The sequence below is a fragment of the Pantoea phytobeneficialis genome, from assembly GCF_009728735.1.
GTDB lineage: Bacteria > Pseudomonadota > Gammaproteobacteria > Enterobacterales > Enterobacteriaceae > Pantoea > Pantoea phytobeneficialis.
The window spans coordinates 336,103-354,121 of the sequence record NZ_CP024637.1; the positions used below are offsets into that span (position 1 = coordinate 336,103).

Sequence of the window (18,019 nt, forward strand, 5' to 3'; positions counted from 1 at the left end):
AACGACCTCACTCCCCTTTCCTTTTCATCAGAAAACAGTAGCAAGTGACATTCAAAACCGGGAAATCAGGGTGACATTATCAACATGGATAGACAAAATCTACCGATTGGTTAGGTTAAAGAATCTGTGTGCCGCTGGATTGCTGTTTCCTTTCTCATAACCTCGGAGAATTCAGAACGGTCTTGTTGTCTAATTCGTTGTTCCTTTTTGTGATTTCATCATTTTTTTGTGCATTTCAGTCATATTTTGGTGTGCCATAGCGCTGTTGTTTTGCATCATTTGATGAGACATAGCAGCCTGGTCATGAGCGCCCATATCCATCATTTTCATGCTTTCTCCCTGGGTGGTGCTTTTATCAGAGGAAGACTGAATCTGGTGGGCTGGAGCCTGCGCATTATTTACCATGTCGTGGATATTTATTTTTTCTGCTGCCCAGGAATATGAGGTAAAGGTCATAATGGCAACAAGCGATACAAGGATTTTTTTCATAGTGGATCTCCGGTTTAAAATTCCCCATGCAGCCAACAACTTAAATTCCAATAAGTGGTTGATATCTGACCTGGGTGGTGGTTACTCAGAAAACGGTGTGAAACTTCTTTTCCACTCTGTTCCTGATTTATAGTCATTATAAAAAACCACCTCTGTTCATCGCATGACTAAATCATGACATTTATGTCACCAGAAGCGCACCCGCCCCAGGGTTACCGGAAACTCCACTGCACAGTGATAACAAACACGCTGGGAATGATAATCCCCGTTTCGATGCCAAAATAAGAAGTGAAATTATATTGAAAGCCATGATAAATATAAGGTGAAAATCCAATGCCAGTTGCCTTTTTAAAATCATGATAAGAACCGTGATCACCACAATTTTTAAATGCATCGAAAAAGAACTCGCCGGTATATCCATATACGCCTTTGAACACCCACCCGTTATCCCAGGAGGCCCAGTCCCTTCTCACGCCCATCGCAAGACAACGATCGTCGAAACTATTTTTCATTGTGCCAAGTAACACGCTGTATTTCGAATCTTCAGAGAGTTTACGCTCAACAGAAAAAAAGTTATTTTCGAAATTCTCTGTGTATTGCCCGTGATTCCCGGTCAGATGGTAAACAAAAGAACCGGTATTGACTGAATAGAGATTTATTTCACTGGCATGACACCAGAAAACCACAACGAGCAAATGATATCCTAATGTTCGGATTATTAATTTATGCATTTTAATATCCAACTTAATAAGAAAGGAAGTCGAACAATTCCTGCACACTTACCCACGTTTTGGTTTTACATGAAGGCTTGCTGTATCCAAGCATAGCCCATTACGCCCTTCCTCCCCTGCCTTATAGCTCAAATTTTAACCTTACCTGCCCGCCATTACGCTATATACCGGGAAAAACACCGCATTATGTAAGGATTGCGTAAGCCTATCGATCATAAAATCCCATTTCTCTGTAATGATTGAGAGTGTAAATGTAATAAAATATTAACAGGAGGAAGGAAATGGTAGGGATTTCAACGTTAGGAATAGGCTCTGGGCTAAAACTTGATGAAATTCTCGACAAGCTCACCAGCGCCGAGAAACAGGTTCTGACACCCATTTCAAAGCAACAAAGTGCGGCCACAGCGAAGCTGTCGGCCTATGGCAGTCTGAAAACAGCCATCCAGAGTTTTCAGACTGCCAACAGTAAATTGCAGGAAAGTGGGCTATATACCCAGACCAGTGCAACCAGTAGCACCACCGCCTTTAGTGCCGACTCGGGTGGGAGTGCCATCCCCGGAAAATACACCATCAGTGTGACACAACTGGCGCAATCCCAGACGTTAACCAGTGCGGCAAAGAGTGATTTGAAGTTACCACTGGGTAGCGATGCTGATAGTCGGACGCTGAAAATTCGCATGGAGGATGGCAAAGAGCACAGCATCACCTTAAGCAAAGATCAAACTTCGCTTTCTGCGCTGCGCGATAGCATCAATAAGGCTAATGCCGGTATCAGCGCGAGTCTGATCCGCGTATCCGATAAAGAGTATCGCCTCTCACTGACTGCCACCGAGACAGGGACCGGTCATGCGGTGAAAGGTATTGAGGTGACTGGCGATGACACGTTGCAGGATTTTATCGGTTACGACGCGGCAGTCACCACCAAAGGGTTGACACAGAATGTTGCGGCGCAAAACGCGCTCCTTAGCATTAACAATGTCAGCATAGAGAGCAGCAGTAATGTTATTACCGATGCGGTTGAAGGTGTAACGCTTAAGCTAAATGACCAGACATCCGGCACGCAAACGCTCAGCATTACCAGCGATAATTCTAAAGCGAAAACCGCCATTACCGACTGGGTCAATGCCTACAATTCGCTCCAGGATACGATGAGTAACCTGACCAAATATACGCCCGTCGATGCTGGTCAGGATCAAGATACAAAAAATGGTGCGCTATTAGGTGACGGCACGCTGCGAATAATCCAGACGCAATTAAAAGGCATTCTGGCCAATGGCTCGGGGTCGGCAACGTTTAAAACCCTCACCCAGGCGGGTATCACCACCGATCCTCAAAACGGCAAACTGAGGCTTGATGCCGACAAGCTCAGTAATGCTATCTCTGCCACACCGGACGCAGTGCGGGATATCTTCACCGGAGATGGTAAAACCACCGGCGTGGCGACCGGGCTGGGAACCGGATTGGCAGCAATGCTGAATAGCAAAGGTGTTCTGCAAGGAGCGACGGACAGCATCAGTAAAAAGCTAAATGCGCTGACCGATCAATATAATAACGCCAGTAAAAAAATAGATAACACCATAGCCCGTTATAAAAGCCAATTTACTCATCTGGATACCATGCTTAACGCATTAAATAATACCAGTACTTATCTCACCACACAGTTCGAAAATATGCAGAACAGTAATAATAAATAATAAAAACGCCCCCAAATGGGGGCGTTTTCCGTCTGACGATTACTGATTACGGCAGTTTATATGCAATCACATAATCACCCAATTTGGTGCCAAACGAGCCGTGACCGCCCGCCATAATCACCACATATTGCTTACCATCAACCGAGTAGGTCATTGGCGTGGCTTGCCCACCGGCTGGCAGGCGCGCCTGCCACAGCAACTCACCATTCCGCACGCTATAGGCGCGCAGGTAGTTATCCAGCGTACCTGCCACGAAGAACACATTGCCTGCGGTGGTCACCGGGCCACCCAACATCGGCACACCCATTTTGAACGGCAGCGGCACTGGAGCACTGTCACGTACCGTACCGATACGTTTTTTCCAGACAATCTGGTGATTTTGCAGATTGATCGCCGAGACGAAGCCCCACGAAGGTTGCAGACAAGGCAGGCCAAACGGCGACAGGAACGGATTCAGCTCCACGCCATAGGGCACACCGTACATATGTTGCACGCCAGACTCAGAACCTGAGCCAGCGGCACCATCGGCACCTGGCTCGATTGGGTTACCCGGCCCGCGCGGGATCAGTTTCGAGATAAACGGCATCGCCATCGGGTTGGCAATTGCGATCTGACGGTCGGTATCCACCGCAATGCCACCCCATTCGAACATGCCGAAGTCACCAGGGAATACCAGTGTCCCCTGCTCTGACGGCGGCGTGAACGGGCCTTCATAACGCAGACGATGGAACATCACGCGGCACACCAGTTGGTCAAACATGGTGGCGCCCCACATATCCTTGCCCTGCAATTTCTGCTGAGGACGGAAGGTCAGTTCAGAGAACGGTTGGGTTGGATTCAGATGATCGCCCTGCGCTGGACCCTGTGGTACCGGGGTTTCCGGTGCCGGAATCACCGGCTTGCCGGTTTCACGATTCAGTACAAAGATGTTGCCGGTTTTCGCCGGTACATACACCACCGGAACGGTGTTGCCATCTTTATCGGTGATATCCGCCAGCGTCGGTTGCGACGGCAGATCCATATCCCACAGGTCATGATGCACCGTCTGATAGAACCAGGCCAACTTGCCGGTTGACGCGTGCAGCGCTAACAGGCCGCTGGCAAAACGCTCCTGCTCCGCCGTGCGGTTGCCACCCCAGATATCCGGTGTGGAGACGCCCATCGGCAGATAGATAATGTCACGTTTGGCATCATAAGCGGCAGGTGCCCAGGAGTTCGGTGAGTTAGCGGTGAAGGTTTCACCATCCGCAGGCAGCGCATTGGGATCTTTAGCACCCGGGTCAAAGGCCCACACCAGTTTGCCACTGTTGATATCGAAACCACGAATGACGCCAGAAGGCTCGTGGGTTGACAGGTTATCCGTGACTGAACCTGCGATGATCACCATATTATCGGTGACAATTGGCGGAGATGTCGGTTCGTAGCCACCCGGATAGGCATTTGGCTGCTGATGTTGCAGATTCAGTTCACCATTGTTGGCGAAGCTCTGGCAACGTTCACCGGTCTGAGCATCCAGCGCAAACAGACGGCCATCATCCACCGGCAGGAAAATGCGGCGCGCGCAGATGGCAGGCTGGCTGGCGTTGCTCGCTGCGGCCGTTGGCATTTCATGGTACGACACGCCACGGCAGGTGATGTGCTGGAAAGTCGGGTCTGACTTCAGCTGCGGGTCAAAACGCCACTTCTCTTTGCCGCTGGCAGCATCCAGCGCAATCAGAATTTGATGTGGGGTACACAGATACAGCATGTTGCCGATTTTCAGCGGGGTCACTTCATTGGTGATCTCGCCAGGATCATTCGCGGTTTTGTGGTCACCCGTTTCGAACTGCCACGCAACCTGAAGATCCTTGACGTTGTGTTCATTGATCTGTTGCAGCGGTGAATAACGGACGCCTTCCTGGGTACGGCCATAGGCTGACCAGTCTTCCGCCGGAACGGTGGATGTCGCCGGGGCTTTATCGGTCAGCGGCAGCTCACCGTTGATTTCCTGGGGATCGTGCAGTGCAGAACCGGCCAACAACGCCACATTAACCAGCAGCGCGACCAGCATCGCCCCCAACGGTTTGTTGTTGCTGACAGAGAATTGACGGTAGCTGAAAGGCAGAATTAACCAGATACCCAGCAACACCCAGATATCCAGACGTGGAACCAGCGTCCAGTAATCGCTCCCGGCTTCATGCCAGGCCCAGATAGCGGTAAAGAACAGAATCGCAGCGTAGAGGTAAAGCGCACTGCGCTTTCTCTTCAGCAATAGCCAGCTAAACGCTGCCATTGCCAGGCCGCTAATCAGGTAATAAGCACTGCCGCCCAGCGACAGTAACCAGACACCACCAATCAGCAGCCATGCAGCGCAAACCACTGAAAAGAGTAGCGTTAACAAATTTAGAATTCGGGAAGCCCGTGACATTTTATTAACCTTGAAGGAAAAAACGTGACAACTGTAAAGAAACTACAGCATTAGTGTAATCGTTATCACAATGTTGCTACATTATAATTCCGTGCGATATTTTTAAGAAAAGTCACTTACTTGTTAAAATACATAAAGTTAAATAAATTCCGCGAGTTGAAGATAAATATTCGGTATTATTCCGCTGATGTGGAAAAGGGAAGCAAAAGCACAGGTTGTGGAAGCGATACCACTAAAATAAAAGAGCGGCCAAACAGGCCGCATTGTTGCCGGACAGAGGATGCCAGAACGCGGTGTCGTATGTTGTAATTAAGATGTTTATCCCTGCCAGCGCGACTGCCGGATAATGTGACAGAAATTCATCGGCTGAAACGCGGGATCCTTATCCTTCAGGACATCGGCTTTCACATTGCCAAAGGTGGTTTGCGGACGATGTTTGATACCGTCATAGAATGCCTGAATGATCTCTTCCTTGAAACTGGCGCTACGCGGATGTTGTGCCACCACGGCCTCCCGGTCATCCGCCGCAAACCCTTCATAGCCGATCCCCAGTACGTCCATCTCCACGCCTGCCGTGACCAGCGCAATTTCCGGGGCCATAAACTCCGGAATGCCAGGGGTGGTATGTAACGCAATGCCCGTCCAGACTTTATCGATTTCGCCCTCTTCCACCCCATAACCGCGTAAAAACTCACGCGCCGCATTGGCTCCATCCACTTCAAAACGCTTATCGCAGCTGCAATGTTCATGGGTCAGCCCGATATCGTGGAACATGCAGCCAACGTACAGCAACTCATGGTCGACTTTCAGATTGCGTTGCTGGCCTGCTAAAGCCGCCCAGTAATAAACCCGGCTGGAATGGTTGAACAGCAGGTCAGATTCAGTGTCACGGATAAAAGCGGTTGCGTCTCGCATCATCTGCGTATCGGGAATGCGAATGCCTTGTACGGTGAAGTTCATCATGTGTCTCCTGTTGGATGTCTGGCTGCCATTCTAAAAGGATGCGAGAATGTCTACATTAGTCCTGAATTGACGATTTCGGACATTGCGATATAAACAGACTCAGGAGATGAAGATGGTGCATAACGTCGTGATATTGGCGGTGCCTGGCGTCCAGCTGCTGGATGTGGCAGGCCCACTGGATGCATTTGCTGAAGCCAACCGCATTCTGCATCGTCAGGTCTACCAGCCGAGGGTGATGTCATTAGCGGGTCGGGAGATTGTGGCCTCTTCCGGTGTCAGACTCTCCGCCGATTGCCAATTGGACACTCCTGTTCCTGAAGGCGCGATGAGTTTTCTTATCGCAGGTGCCCCAGATGCCGAGAATTTTTCCCTCAACGCGATACAACTTGCCGCCATCACCCCACTCTGTCTGCACAGCCAACGTTTTGGCTCGGTGTGTACTGGCGCGTTATTGCTGGCACAAACTGGCTTGCTGGATCATCGCAGAGTCACCACCCACTGGTCGGTTGCCAAAACCCTGACGCAACGCTACCCGGCCATTGCGCTGGACGCTGATGCGCTCTATGTCGCGGATGGCCCACTGCGCACGGCGGCAGGCGTCACGTCGGGCATGGATTTAGCCCTGCGCTTTATTGAAGAAGATGTGGGGCGTGAAGTGGCGCTGGATGTTGCGGCGAATCTGGTGATGTTTTTCAGGCGGCCTGCCGGACAAGGGCATTTCGTACGTAAACAGCAGACCTCTCTGGACGGTCGTTCAGCATTGCAGGATCTGCAACGCTGGACATTATCGCATCTGGCTACGGTAAAAAGTGTTGCGCAGATGGCCGCGCATATCCAACTCAGCACCCGTCATCTGAACCGCCTGTTTCATCAGGAAATGGGCGTCAGTTCCGGTGAGTGGCTGGAGGAATCCCGCATCACCCTGGCGCGCGAGCTGCTGACCGCCAATCACCCGGTAAAATCTATCGCCGCGCTCTGCGGGTACAGCAGTAGCGATGTGATGCGGCGAGCATTCATTAAAGTCACCGGTTTAACGCCGGCGGTGTATCGGAAGATTTATGCGGGGCCAGAGCCTGTTGCAGATAGCCAATAAACAATCGTGTTTTGGTATTGACGTATTTGGCGTTAAGCGTAACAGCAAACAATGAGATCACCGGACAACGATAATCCGGCAACACCTCGACCAAATCGCCTGTCTGTAAATGCGGTTGCACCACAAATTCAGGTCCATAGACAATTCCGGCATGTTGTAAGGCCAGTTCAACCATTATGCCGGTGTTGTTGGCGAGAACGCGACAGCTGGGCACGATTTGACTCACCTCACCGCTGGCGGCGCTAAAACGCCACGGCGATGTTGTCATGGTACCCGAGTAACCTATCAGGACGTGGTGATACAAATCCTCCGGCAACACCGGCATACCCGCCCCCGCCAGATAACGAGGCGTGGCACAGGCTAATAAGCGATAATCGATGATACGTCGGGCAACCAGATCCGAGTCAGGCAACTGGCCGATACGAATCGCCAGATCAACCCCCTCATCAACCAGATCGATAAAGCGATCAAGAAGCTGCAACTGAATATCGACCTGCGGATAATCACGCATAAACGCAGCAATTAACGGTGCCAGATACAGGGTGCCAAAGGTGACCGGGGCCGCGATGCGCAGGCTTCCCTGCGGGGAAATATGTTTCGCTGTGGCTTCCTGCTCCGCTTCACGAATATCGTTCAGGATACGTTTTGCTTTTGCAAAGTAGGATGCACCGGCATCGGTGAGGTTTAACTGATGGGTGGAGCGTTCCAGCAACCTTACCGATAGCGCTTCCTCAAGCGCGCTGAGGTAGCGCCCCGCCATAACGGCGGAGAGACTCAATCGGCGCGCCGCGGCCGCGATGCTACCCTCTTCTACCGCGGTGACAAATACTGACATGCTAACGAGTCGGTCCATCCTGCCCTTACCTTGTATATATTTTTAGTACTTACCATAGCTATTTTCTCGCTGATTCCAAACCATTACGTTGTTGCAGATACTGTTGCTGACGATTTCTCAGACGACGAGGCAACAATGAAAATAGTCAGCAAGGGTGTAGAACTGCATGTAACCGATAACGGCAGTGGCGATATTGCATTGGTTTTTATGCATTTTTGGGGAGGTTCTTCTGCAACATGGTCTTCGGTGATCAATCTCCTCAGCCATACATTCCGTTGTGTCGCGATTGATGCACGCGGTTCAGGAGAGTCAGCGGTTGGTGGGCAGGGCTATCGCACTGCTGACCATGCCGATGACGTTTACAATGTGATCAAAGAGTTAAACTTGAAACGGGTGATTTTAGTTGGACACTCAATGGGTGGGAAGACGGCCCAACTGCTCGCCAGCCGTCTGAATCAGGAGGTCGAGGCTCTCGCGCTGGTGGCTTCCGCCCCGCTCGCCCCGATGAACATCAGTGAAGAACAGCGCAGCCAGATGCGTATGGCTTACAGCAGCCGTGAATCGGTGCTCTGGACACTGGAAAACGTCTTAACCGCAGGGCATTTGACGGCTCAGCAACAAGAAATGCTGGTCCGGGATGCGCTTCGCGTCAGTGACGACGCGGCAGATGGCTGGATCTTTACGGCATCGCGTGAGGACCTGCGTGCTGCCGCCGAACACATCCATCTGCCAATCATCATTATGGCGGGTGAGCACGACCGGGTAGATCCTCCCGCAGTGGTTCAACAGGCGATCGCCGGACTTTATCCCTGGGCTGACGTCCATATCATCCCCGGTAAAGGCCATCTGCTGCCGGTGGAAGCCGCGCAAACGGTGGCAAACCATCTCAGCACCTTTGCCAGCTCAATACAGGGTTAACCCTGCCCCTGACAGCCTGCCTGTCAGGGCTTTTCCCGTTGATCGAGGTGCAACTGGAGAAAGGTCAGATCCAGCCAGCGGCCAAATTTGTTACCCACCTCACTGACGCGACCGGCATCGCGAAAACCGAGTTTTTTATGCAAAGCAATCGAGGCTGTATTTTCCGACTCGATACCCGCAACCATCACATGTTTTCCCTGTTGCGTGGCGTGGGTGATGAGCGCATGCATCAACGCTTCCCCAACGCCTTTGCCACGCGCAGTTTTCAGCACGTACACCGAGTGTTCCACGGTAAAGCGGTAACCATCCCACGGACGCCAGTCACCATAGGAGGCGTAGCCAAGCACCGCCTCATCAGCATTAACCGCCACCAACACCGGAAAACCGGCGTGCTGACGGTCAGCCATCCACTGCACACGGTTCGCCACATCGACCGTTTTATCATTCCAGATTGCCGTGCTGTGCAGCACCGCGTCGTTATAAATGTCGGCAATCACTGCCGCATCCTGCTCCACTGCCGGGCGTATATTCATTCTGGACACCTCATGGTTCTGTCACTAAAGTAGATGGTTCGTTCACTATATTATTTATCTACTATGTCAGACGAAAAATCCAGTAAAGAAGACAGCATAAATATCCGTATTGGACAAAAAGTAAAAGCCGAGCGGGAAAAACGCGGCTGGTCACTGACCGATTTGGCGGATAACTCTGGGGTTTCCCGCGCCATGATCCACAAAATTGAACGCGGCGAAAGCAGCCCGACGGCGACCCTGTTGGCGCGACTTGCCGGTTCTTTTGATATGAGTATGTCGCAGTTGATCGCCCTGAGCGAAGTGCAGACCGGCACCCTGATCCGACAGGCGCAGCAACCGGTCTGGCAGGACCCAGAGACCGGTTATATTCGCCGTCATGTCTCACCAGGTCAGATACCTGTGGATCTGGTCAGTGTCGATTTACCGGCCGGGGTGAGCGTGCCAATGCCAGCGATATCCTATCTGTCACGGCGTCAGTTGATTTGGGTGCTGGAAGGAACGCTGAGTTTTCAGGAAGGGGATCATACCTTTGAAATGCAGCAAGGTGACTGCCTCGAACTGGGGGATCCCAGCGACTGCATCTTCAGCAACACCACAACGCAGCTCTGCCGCTATGCCGTGGTGGTGCTGAAAAATGCGTAATCTATTTCGCGGGCTGAAGCGTGATGCGCGTCAGCTCGGAAGGACGACCTAAGCGCACCGCCATCCCCGGCCACAACGCCGTGCCGTTGTTAACGTACAACTGCATCCCTTCCACCGCATACAGGCCCGAAACATAGCCGCCATTGGGTTTGGCAAACAGGCGATCAAACCCGGCGATTAACCCGCCGTGGGTATGCCCGGAAAGCTGCACGTCAGCCCCCTGCGCCGCATTTTGTCGGGCATTGCGCGGTTGATGATCCAGCAACACGACCGGGGCACGCTCCGGCGCGCCCACCAGCGCACGCGCCAAATCCGGACCAGGAGCACCTCTGCCCGGAGCTGAAGCATCGGTCACCCCGGCAATCACCAGACTGGCTCCATCACGCGCCACCACCGTATGGCTATTGAGCAACGGCTTCAGCCCCAGCGAGGCGAGGTGATCGGTCCAGGCCGCCTGCTCAAAGAAATATTCGTGATTGCCGGTGATGGCAAACACGCCATCCGGGGCGTTAAGGCCGCGCAGCGGTTCAACATCAGCGCGCCGATTTTTCAGAGTGCCATCAATGACATCGCCGGTGATCACAATCAGATCAACATCAAGCGCCATCGCTTTTTTCACCATCTTCGTGGTCCACCGGGCATTGAACAGCTTGCTGATGTGCAAATCCGTCAGTTGCAGCAGTTGGTAGCCCTCAAATTCTGGCGGCAGGTTTTTGATGTTAAACACCACATCCTTGACCGGCGGCACGCGTATCGCCTGATGCACGCCGACCGCCGCCAGCAACATGGCGACGCCCCCTGCGCCATAACGCAACGCGGGAGCTATCGTCAGCGGATGTCCCAACAACAGCGCAAGCAACGCCGCCGCATCCATCACCACCTGCAACATGGCGAGGAACAGCACCGCACAGAAGGCCCAGTTGAACAGGATGATCACCGGACGCGGCATTTCTGGCGACATGATACTGCCGGAGGTGAAGCGACTGAAAAACAGGTATTGCGTGGCGAGCAGCACCACGGCAGAAAACACCAGCTTCACCGCGAGTGGCAAGGCAAGGGGCGCAATAAAGCGCGCGATAACATACCAGCCGGGAATGCTGAAGATCAGGTGAAACATCGTGAGTCCCTGGGAATTGAATAAGGTTAAGGCAGCACAGTATCCAACAAAAAAAAGACAGCGGCTTTTCAAAACAGGCGGTTTCGGTTACCTCCCGCGGCGCTGCAATTTGCAGCAAACGATCTCCATCCGGATGTACAGACGTCTGGATGTAGATTATAGTGCGTGCGCAATGTAGCACCGCGATTTATCGCGTAATCGTGCGGAAAAGGTCAAAATCCGCGCGATAAGCCGCACCGATACGCGAGAAATGCGCACCAGATTATCCAGATATGCTGAAGGGAACGTCGTTATGAATAAAAAATTACTCTCCGTACTGTTGGCCGCATCCGTTACGCTGCTCAGCGCCTGCAATAAAGACAACGACAACAGTGTCAAGGTGGCGATCAACACCGGACCAGACCAGGCGCTGTGGGACACCGTTAAGCAGGTGGCGCATGACAAATATCATCTCGACGTCGATGTGGTGGCTTTTAACGACTACGTCCAGCCTAACGAAGCGCTGTTCAACAAAGATGTCGACGCCAATGCCTTCCAGAGCCTGCCGTATCTGGAAATGCAGTCCAAAGAGCGTGGCTATCATTTTGCCGTGATCACCAATACCTTCGTGTTCCCGATTGCCGGTTACTCACGCAAGATCAAGTCATTAAAAGATCTGCCGGATGGCGCGACCATCACCATTTCCAATGAAGCTACCACCCTGGGCCGCAGCCTGCTGCTGTTACAGGCGCAGGGGCTGATTAGCGTGAAACCGGAAGCGGGCCTGCTGCCAACGACGCTGGACATTACCGCTAACCCGAAAAACCTCAAGTTTGTTGAAGTCGATACGCCGCAACTGGCGCGCACCCTCGACGATCCACAGGTCTACGTTTCGATCATCAACAACAACTTCGCCGCGCTGGCGAACCTGTCAGCCTCGCGCGATGGCATGTTTATGGAAGGCAAAGCATCGCCTTACGTGAACGCCATCGTGGCGCGTGAAGATAATAAAGACAGCCCGAATATTCAGAAGCTGAAGGAAGCCTTCCAGTCACCCGAAGTGCTGAACAAAGCCAACGAGATTTACAAAGGCGACATTATCAAAGGCTGGTAAGCATTGAGGACGCCGCGCAGCCCAACGCCTGCGCGGCCACTGACTTAATGTTTCAGGGTAACCAGATTATCCTGCTCGCTGCCATCACGTCCGACAGACGGATTACGGTCACAGGCTTTGGGTAATTGTGTGGTAATCAACCCCGCGACTACCAGCGATCCGGCCAGCCAGCACACCGCCACATTTTGTCCGTACAGCATGGTCATCATCCCGACCAGATACGGCCCGCAGAATCCGCCCAGATTACCCAACCCGTTGATCACCCCGCGCGCACTTCCCGCTACTTCCGGCGCAGCGATACGCCCGGGAATCGACCAGAACGGGCTGGTAGCGGCCTTGAGGAAGAAACCACACACCACCAGCGCGATGTAGGCGGCGACCACGTTATGATGCAGCACCACCGAGGCCAGCAGCGCCGCAGCAAAGCAGAACAACGACACCATCACCCACAGACGGCGCTTACCGGTACGATCGCTCAGCCATGAGATGGCATAGATACCGAGCAGCGTGGCGACGAAGGGCAAGGCCGCCAGCAGACCGATACCGGTCATATTCGAACCGGTCAGGTTTTTCAGGATGCTGGGCAGCCACAGGGTGTAACCGTAATCGCCGGTCTGATAGAAAAAGTTCAGCGCCACCAGCTTCATCAGCCCCGGATTGCGGAACACTGCTTTTAACGGCGCTTTGCTTACCGGTGCCACAGCGCGCGCAGCCGCACGTTCCCGATGCAGTTCGCGCAGCAGCCACTCCTTTTCGCGCTCCGGCAACCAGCGTGCTTCTTCAGGGCGGTCACTTACCACCAGCCACCACACCAGCAGGATCACCGCCGACAGCCCACCTTCGATAATAAACAGCCAACGCCAGTCCAGCGCATTGATGATGTATCCAGAAATCGGTGCGGTGAACATACCGCCCAGCGGCGCGAACATCATCACAAAAGCATTCGCACGCCCTAACTCTTTTTCCGGGAACCAGTTACTGACCATCGTTAATACAACCGGCAGCATTCCCCCTTCCGATACACCCAACACAAAACGCAGCGCCAGCAGCTGATAGTGGTTAGTGACAAAACCGGTCGCCACCGACACCACCGTCCATGCTACCAGCGACCAGGCGATAAACCGCTTGCCGCTGCCATTAACCGCAATGCGCCCACCCGGCACCTGCAAGAAAAGATAACCAATGAAGAAAATACCGCTGATGATGCCCGCCATCTGGCTGGTAATGGCGAGATCCTGATCCATGCCACCCGGCAAGGCAAAACTGATGTTGACGCGGTCCATGAAGGAGATGATGCAAACAATTAAAATCGGCGCAATAACGCGATACCAACGTGTTCCGGGAATAGAGTCCTGCATAACGCCCCCTTCGAATAGATGCTTAGCACTGCTATCTATTAAAGAGAGTCTGGAAAATATTTTTGCGACCAACATCACTGCAAAACGTGTTAACAAAAGGTGTTACACGCAGCGTGATGAGGCAATGAAATCAGCGCGATAAATCGTGCCGCTACAACAAAATAACGGTTTAAACATGGCGTAGCGGCGCGATTTATCGCGCGAATCTTGCGACAAGTCACAACGGCTGTAACACATCGCCGTAACAAAATGGGCCAGGTGATCAGCCTGGCCCTATTAATCACAACTATTTTTTGCCTTTACGCCGCAGCATCACACTCAGCGCCACCCCGGCCAGCACCAGGATAATCACCCCAATGATGCCCGGCACCACCAGCGGTTGCAGGCGGACCAGCAGTGGCGGATGACCGCCTTTCCGCACCCAGGCCACATCGCCTGCCGTCACGGTGACGTCAGGGTTGCCGTAGTTTTTCAGCACAAAGTTGCTGATATCGGCTACCTGTTGATCACTCAACTTATCAACATAGGATGGCGAGCTGAAGCCCGGCATCAATACCTGATGGTCGGTGGTATCACGCTGAACACCAAACAGAATCGCCGCAATCAGGTTGTTGGGATTGCGCATACCGGTTGCGGTGTTGTGGAACAACGAGGGATAAGCCTGGTTGGCACTCCCCGCCCCATCCGGCTGGTGACAGCTGGCGCAGTTGCCGCTAAACAGCGCGGCACCGTTGGTCAGCGAGTGGTTAGCGTTATTCGGGTTGCGTCCACGCAGGCTGTTTTCCACATCCATCGGCGCGCCGTAGCTGAAGGCCGGTTGCGTTTCTCCCTCATCACGCAGTGGCGTCGTGCCTTTGAGGTAAACCGCAATGGCGTGCAGATCGCTGTCCGGCAGGTATTGCAGGCTGTGCTCCACCGCCTCCGCCATACCGCCCGCTGCCTGGTTTTTCCCTGGCGCACGTCCGGTTTTCAGATACTGCACCAGCTCGTCATCACTCCAGCCGCCAATGCCGCTGATCGGGTCTGAGGTGATATTCGGCGCATACCAGCTTCCTAATAGACCACCAGCCAGCGGGCGATCCTGTTGTTCCTGCATCATAAAACCGCGCGGCGTATGGCAGGTATTGCAGTGCGCCAGTCCGTTAACCAGATAATTGCCCCGATTCCATTCGGCGCTTTTGCTGCCATCGTTTTGCCACATTTTGTCGTTAGCAAACATCATGTTCCAGAACCGCATACTAAAACGCAGACTGAACGGGAAAGGCAGATGGGTTTGTGGATTCTGTTTTTCCACCGGCTGTACGCCATGCATCAGGTAGTAATACAGGGCGTGCACATCGGCGTCGGTCATCATGCTGTAGGAGGTGTAAGGCATTGCCGGATAGAGCTGCGCCCCATCGGCACGCACACCATGACGCACCGCCGCTGCGAACTCGGCTTCACTGTAGTGACCAATACCGCTTTGCGATGGGGTGATGTTGGTGGCGTATATCACCCCCATTGGCGACGCGATGCCATAGCCGCCGCTGAACGCGGTTTTACTGCCGGGTGCGGTATGGCACGCCTGGCAGTCCGAAGCGATGGCAACCTGCTCGCCCTGCTGCAACAGATGGGTATCGAGCGATGCGGCCTGAACGCCAAACGTCACCAGGGCCGCCAGGCTGCTGGCAATTAATCTCTTCATGCCAGTGTCCTCATACGCTGCGCGATATCATGCGCGGCTTTCAGTCCCAGTGCCGCCATAGTCAGGGTGCTGTTCACAACGCTCGCGGAAGGAATCGCCCCGCCGCCAGGCAACCACAGGTTTTCATGGTCAAAGGCACGACAATTACCATCCACCACCGCGTCTTTACCGCTTTTACCCATAATCACGCCACCCATAATATGGTTGTTGGCGTTGAGGCCCTTGCTGATGGTGAACTCTTTACCGTTGAACAACTGCCCGATATGTTCCAGTTGCGCATGCGACACCTCGGCCCCTTTACGCACATAATCACCGACATCGTAATAAATATCCGGGCACGGCAGACCGTGAGGATCATTGCGGGTTTTGCTTAACGTCAGACGGTTTTCCGGGTCCGGCAAAGGTTCGAGGCTGATAGAGATATCCACGCTGTGAATCGAGCGATAGCGAATTTCCTCATCCAGCGCTTTGCCCACCAGACCTTTTTTCAACGCCTGCTGCGTTGCCGCCACCACGCGTGAGATGTTATTGAGGATCATTTTGTTCGCCGAATAATCACGACGAAAATCGCCATCGCGATAGCCCACCATGCAGCTACTCTGCGCCGGGCCACGTCCCAGCCAGACCGGTTCTTCAGTCAGGAAGGAACAGTGGAAGCCGGAGTGGTCCATCATGTTGCGTCCCACCATATCTGATGCGTTGGCGATGCCATTCGGGTTACCGCCGTTGGCTGCCATCAACAACAGACGCGGGGTTTCGATGCCGTTACAGGCCAGGGCAAAGGCTTTGCCGGTGGCCTTGTGTGAGGCACCGGAACTGTCCTTCCAGTGCACCGCCGTCACCCGGTTGTTGTCATCGGTATCGATTCTGTAAACCACCGCTTCCGCCAGCACCACCGCACCGTTGCGCTCCGCACGTTCAATATGGTGAATACCGTTGTACATCGCCCCGATCGGGCAAATCGGCTGACAGTTATTGTTGCCGCAGCAGGTAGGACGCCCCTGCCACGGACGGGTGCTGCGTCCCTGGGGGATTGGCACCAGATTGTAACCATGCGGGTTCACCACGCTGGCAAAGTAGTTATCACCGTGGGCAAACGGCACCATCTCCATCGGATAAGGCTGGCTGCGTTCAGACGGGGATTGCATCGCCACATTGTTCGGTCCCGCGACGCCGATTTCGTTTTCCGCCCGACAGTACCAGGGTTCCAGCTCGTCATAGCTGATCGGCCAGTCGCGACCCACGCCATATTTCGACTGCATCACAAAATCGCTGGGATGGTGACGCCAGCAGGATGCCGCCCAGTGCCAGGTGGTGCCGCCGACGGTACGCAGGTAGCCCTGTTGAAAACTGGCGGCGTTAGGGCCGGTGACGTTGACATAGTTATTCGGCGGGAAATAGAGCGGTGCCGGGGCAAACTTTGACTGCGGATATAACCCCTGAAAATCGGAACCGGCGCGATTGGCAAAGGGCATGTTGCGCCAGTTTTCCACCGCCTGTGCACGATCGATACGTAAACCTGCTTCCAGTACCAGTACGGAATAGCCCTGACTGACCAGTTCATTGGCCATCAAACCACCCACCACACCGGAGCCCACAATAACAATGTCTGCGGAGGCATCGCCCTGCGCAGAGAAAATCGGTTTTTTCATGGTTTTCTTCGTTTTTTATAAGGAGTGTTTACAGCGAGTCAATCAGCCCATTGCGTTCTTCCGGCACCGGGGCCGTCCACCAGATCGGACCGTTGCCACAATAAGTCGGCACCACCAGACCATCGCTGACGGTTTGGTACATCAACGCCTGCTTATAGGCGACCAGCGTGCCGTGATAGTCATCACCCACGGTTCCGGTGTACCAGGCGGTGACGATTTGATAGAGGAAATCGTGCAGACCTGCGCTGTCGGCTTTCGCCAGCAGTTGTTGCGCAGACATACCGGGTTGTAACAACAACGCAAGCTGTGTCAGGCGGGGAGCGAACTGCGCATCGCGCTGACTAAAAGCGGCAAAAAAACGCGACGCCAGCACCGTATCCAGATGCTGATGTTCCGTGATGGCCTGAGAGAGACTGACAAACTGCTTCACCGCATCGCTACCACTGACAACGTTGGCGGCAAACGCCCTGCCCGGCAGGCTTGCGACGACACCGGTCAGCGTTAAACCCAGGGTCGCAAAGAGAAATTCCCTGCGACTGGAACCGGTTCCATTTTTGCTGACAGAAACGGTTTCAGTTGGAAAATGTCGTTTCATGGGATACCTGATGTTGAGAAGAAAGGAGCACCAAAGTTACGGGTAACATCCTACCGTTTAAGTTTCAAAACTGTTATCAGGTTTTTATCAGATTCCGTACTTTTGTCGGGGAGATAGCACTAAATGATAAAGAAATGTGAAATTGGTTAATAAAAAAACATCAGCAAGTTATGACGTTTTTTATTACCGTTTCGAATTTAAACCACGCGCGGCAG

15 protein-coding genes and 1 pseudogene are annotated in these 18,019 nt (G+C 53.3%); 5 read left to right on the top strand and 11 right to left on the bottom strand.

All coding sequences use genetic code 11. From position 1 onward, the window contains the following. Window positions 1–192 precede the first annotated feature (192 nt). Window positions 193–489, bottom strand: a pseudogene (locus CTZ24_RS21800) (PcoE/SilE family metal-binding protein); the annotation flags it as partial. Between the two features lie 212 nt (window positions 490–701). Beyond that, complete coding sequence (locus CTZ24_RS21805) at window positions 702–1,220, bottom strand: hypothetical protein (protein ID WP_244634056.1); 519 nt, start codon at window positions 1,218–1,220, stop codon at window positions 702–704. A 281-nt stretch (window positions 1,221–1,501) separates the two neighbouring features. Between CTZ24_RS21805 and fliD the strand changes: the two genes are divergently transcribed. Continuing rightward, window positions 1,502–2,914, top strand: coding sequence for a flagellar filament capping protein FliD (gene fliD, locus CTZ24_RS21810; RefSeq protein WP_208725609.1), 1,413 nt, complete (start codon window positions 1,502–1,504; stop codon window positions 2,912–2,914). Window positions 2,915–2,960: 46 nt separating this feature from the next. Here the strand turns inward: fliD and CTZ24_RS21815 are convergent, their stop codons facing one another. Continuing rightward, window positions 2,961–5,321, bottom strand: a complete 2,361-nt coding sequence (locus CTZ24_RS21815; RefSeq protein WP_208725610.1) for a glucose/quinate/shikimate family membrane-bound PQQ-dependent dehydrogenase — start codon at window positions 5,319–5,321, stop codon at window positions 2,961–2,963. A gap of 318 nt (window positions 5,322–5,639) precedes the next feature. Then, a complete protein-coding gene (locus CTZ24_RS21820; protein WP_208726588.1) occupies window positions 5,640–6,281 on the bottom strand; it encodes an HD domain-containing protein in 642 nt (213 codons plus the stop codon). A gap of 115 nt (window positions 6,282–6,396) precedes the next feature. On the opposite strand from CTZ24_RS21820, the gene CTZ24_RS21825 reads away from it, so the two are divergent. Next, on the top strand, window positions 6,397–7,377 hold the full coding sequence (locus CTZ24_RS21825) for a GlxA family transcriptional regulator (protein WP_208725611.1): 981 nt from the start codon (window positions 6,397–6,399) through the stop codon (window positions 7,375–7,377). Here the strand turns inward: CTZ24_RS21825 and CTZ24_RS21830 are convergent. Next, window positions 7,307–8,230: a LysR family transcriptional regulator gene (locus CTZ24_RS21830; protein WP_208725612.1), complete on the bottom strand. Its 924-nt coding sequence runs from the start codon at window positions 8,228–8,230 to the stop codon at window positions 7,307–7,309. The genes CTZ24_RS21825 and CTZ24_RS21830 overlap by 71 nt on opposite strands. A gap of 117 nt (window positions 8,231–8,347) precedes the next feature. On the opposite strand from CTZ24_RS21830, the gene CTZ24_RS21835 reads away from it, so the two are divergent. Continuing rightward, window positions 8,348–9,130 (top strand): alpha/beta fold hydrolase, encoded by a 783-nt coding sequence (locus tag CTZ24_RS21835; protein WP_208725613.1) that lies wholly within the window; start codon window positions 8,348–8,350, stop codon window positions 9,128–9,130. A 23-nt stretch (window positions 9,131–9,153) separates the two neighbouring features. Here the strand turns inward: CTZ24_RS21835 and CTZ24_RS21840 are convergent, their stop codons facing one another. Further along, a complete protein-coding gene (locus CTZ24_RS21840; RefSeq protein WP_208725614.1) occupies window positions 9,154–9,663 on the bottom strand; it encodes a GNAT family N-acetyltransferase in 510 nt (169 codons plus the stop codon). A 63-nt stretch (window positions 9,664–9,726) separates the two neighbouring features. On the opposite strand from CTZ24_RS21840, the gene CTZ24_RS21845 reads away from it, so the two are divergent. After that, complete coding sequence (locus CTZ24_RS21845) at window positions 9,727–10,305, top strand: XRE family transcriptional regulator (protein WP_208725615.1); 579 nt, start codon at window positions 9,727–9,729, stop codon at window positions 10,303–10,305. 1 nt (window position 10,306) lies between these two features. On the opposite strand, the gene CTZ24_RS21850 is transcribed toward CTZ24_RS21845, so the two are convergent. Next, window positions 10,307–11,422, bottom strand: coding sequence for a metallophosphoesterase (locus tag CTZ24_RS21850; RefSeq protein WP_208725616.1), 1,116 nt, complete (start codon window positions 11,420–11,422; stop codon window positions 10,307–10,309). Between the two features lie 292 nt (window positions 11,423–11,714). Here CTZ24_RS21850 and CTZ24_RS21855 point away from each other — a divergent pair, with 292 nt between their 5' ends. Beyond that, window positions 11,715–12,515, top strand: coding sequence for a MetQ/NlpA family ABC transporter substrate-binding protein (locus CTZ24_RS21855; RefSeq protein ID WP_013511579.1), 801 nt, complete (start codon window positions 11,715–11,717; stop codon window positions 12,513–12,515). 44 nt (window positions 12,516–12,559) lie between these two features. Here the strand turns inward: CTZ24_RS21855 and CTZ24_RS21860 are convergent, their stop codons facing one another. The 4 genes from CTZ24_RS21860 to CTZ24_RS21875 all read right to left on the bottom strand — a co-directional run bounded on the left by CTZ24_RS21860 (window position 12,560) and on the right by CTZ24_RS21875 (window position 17,804). Then, window positions 12,560–13,873, bottom strand: coding sequence for an MFS transporter (locus CTZ24_RS21860; RefSeq protein ID WP_208725617.1), 1,314 nt, complete (start codon window positions 13,871–13,873; stop codon window positions 12,560–12,562). 286 nt (window positions 13,874–14,159) lie between these two features. Further along, complete coding sequence (locus CTZ24_RS21865) at window positions 14,160–15,557, bottom strand: cytochrome c (protein ID WP_208725618.1); 1,398 nt, start codon at window positions 15,555–15,557, stop codon at window positions 14,160–14,162. Next, entirely contained in the window at window positions 15,554–17,209 is a 1,656-nt protein-coding gene (locus CTZ24_RS21870) for a GMC family oxidoreductase (protein WP_208725619.1), read from the bottom strand. The genes CTZ24_RS21865 and CTZ24_RS21870 overlap by 4 nt, the downstream gene beginning before the upstream one ends. Before the next feature lie 28 nt (window positions 17,210–17,237). Next, on the bottom strand, window positions 17,238–17,804 hold the full coding sequence (locus CTZ24_RS21875) for a sugar dehydrogenase complex small subunit (RefSeq protein ID WP_208725620.1): 567 nt from the start codon (window positions 17,802–17,804) through the stop codon (window positions 17,238–17,240). Between the last annotated feature and the right edge of the window lie 215 nt (window positions 17,805–18,019).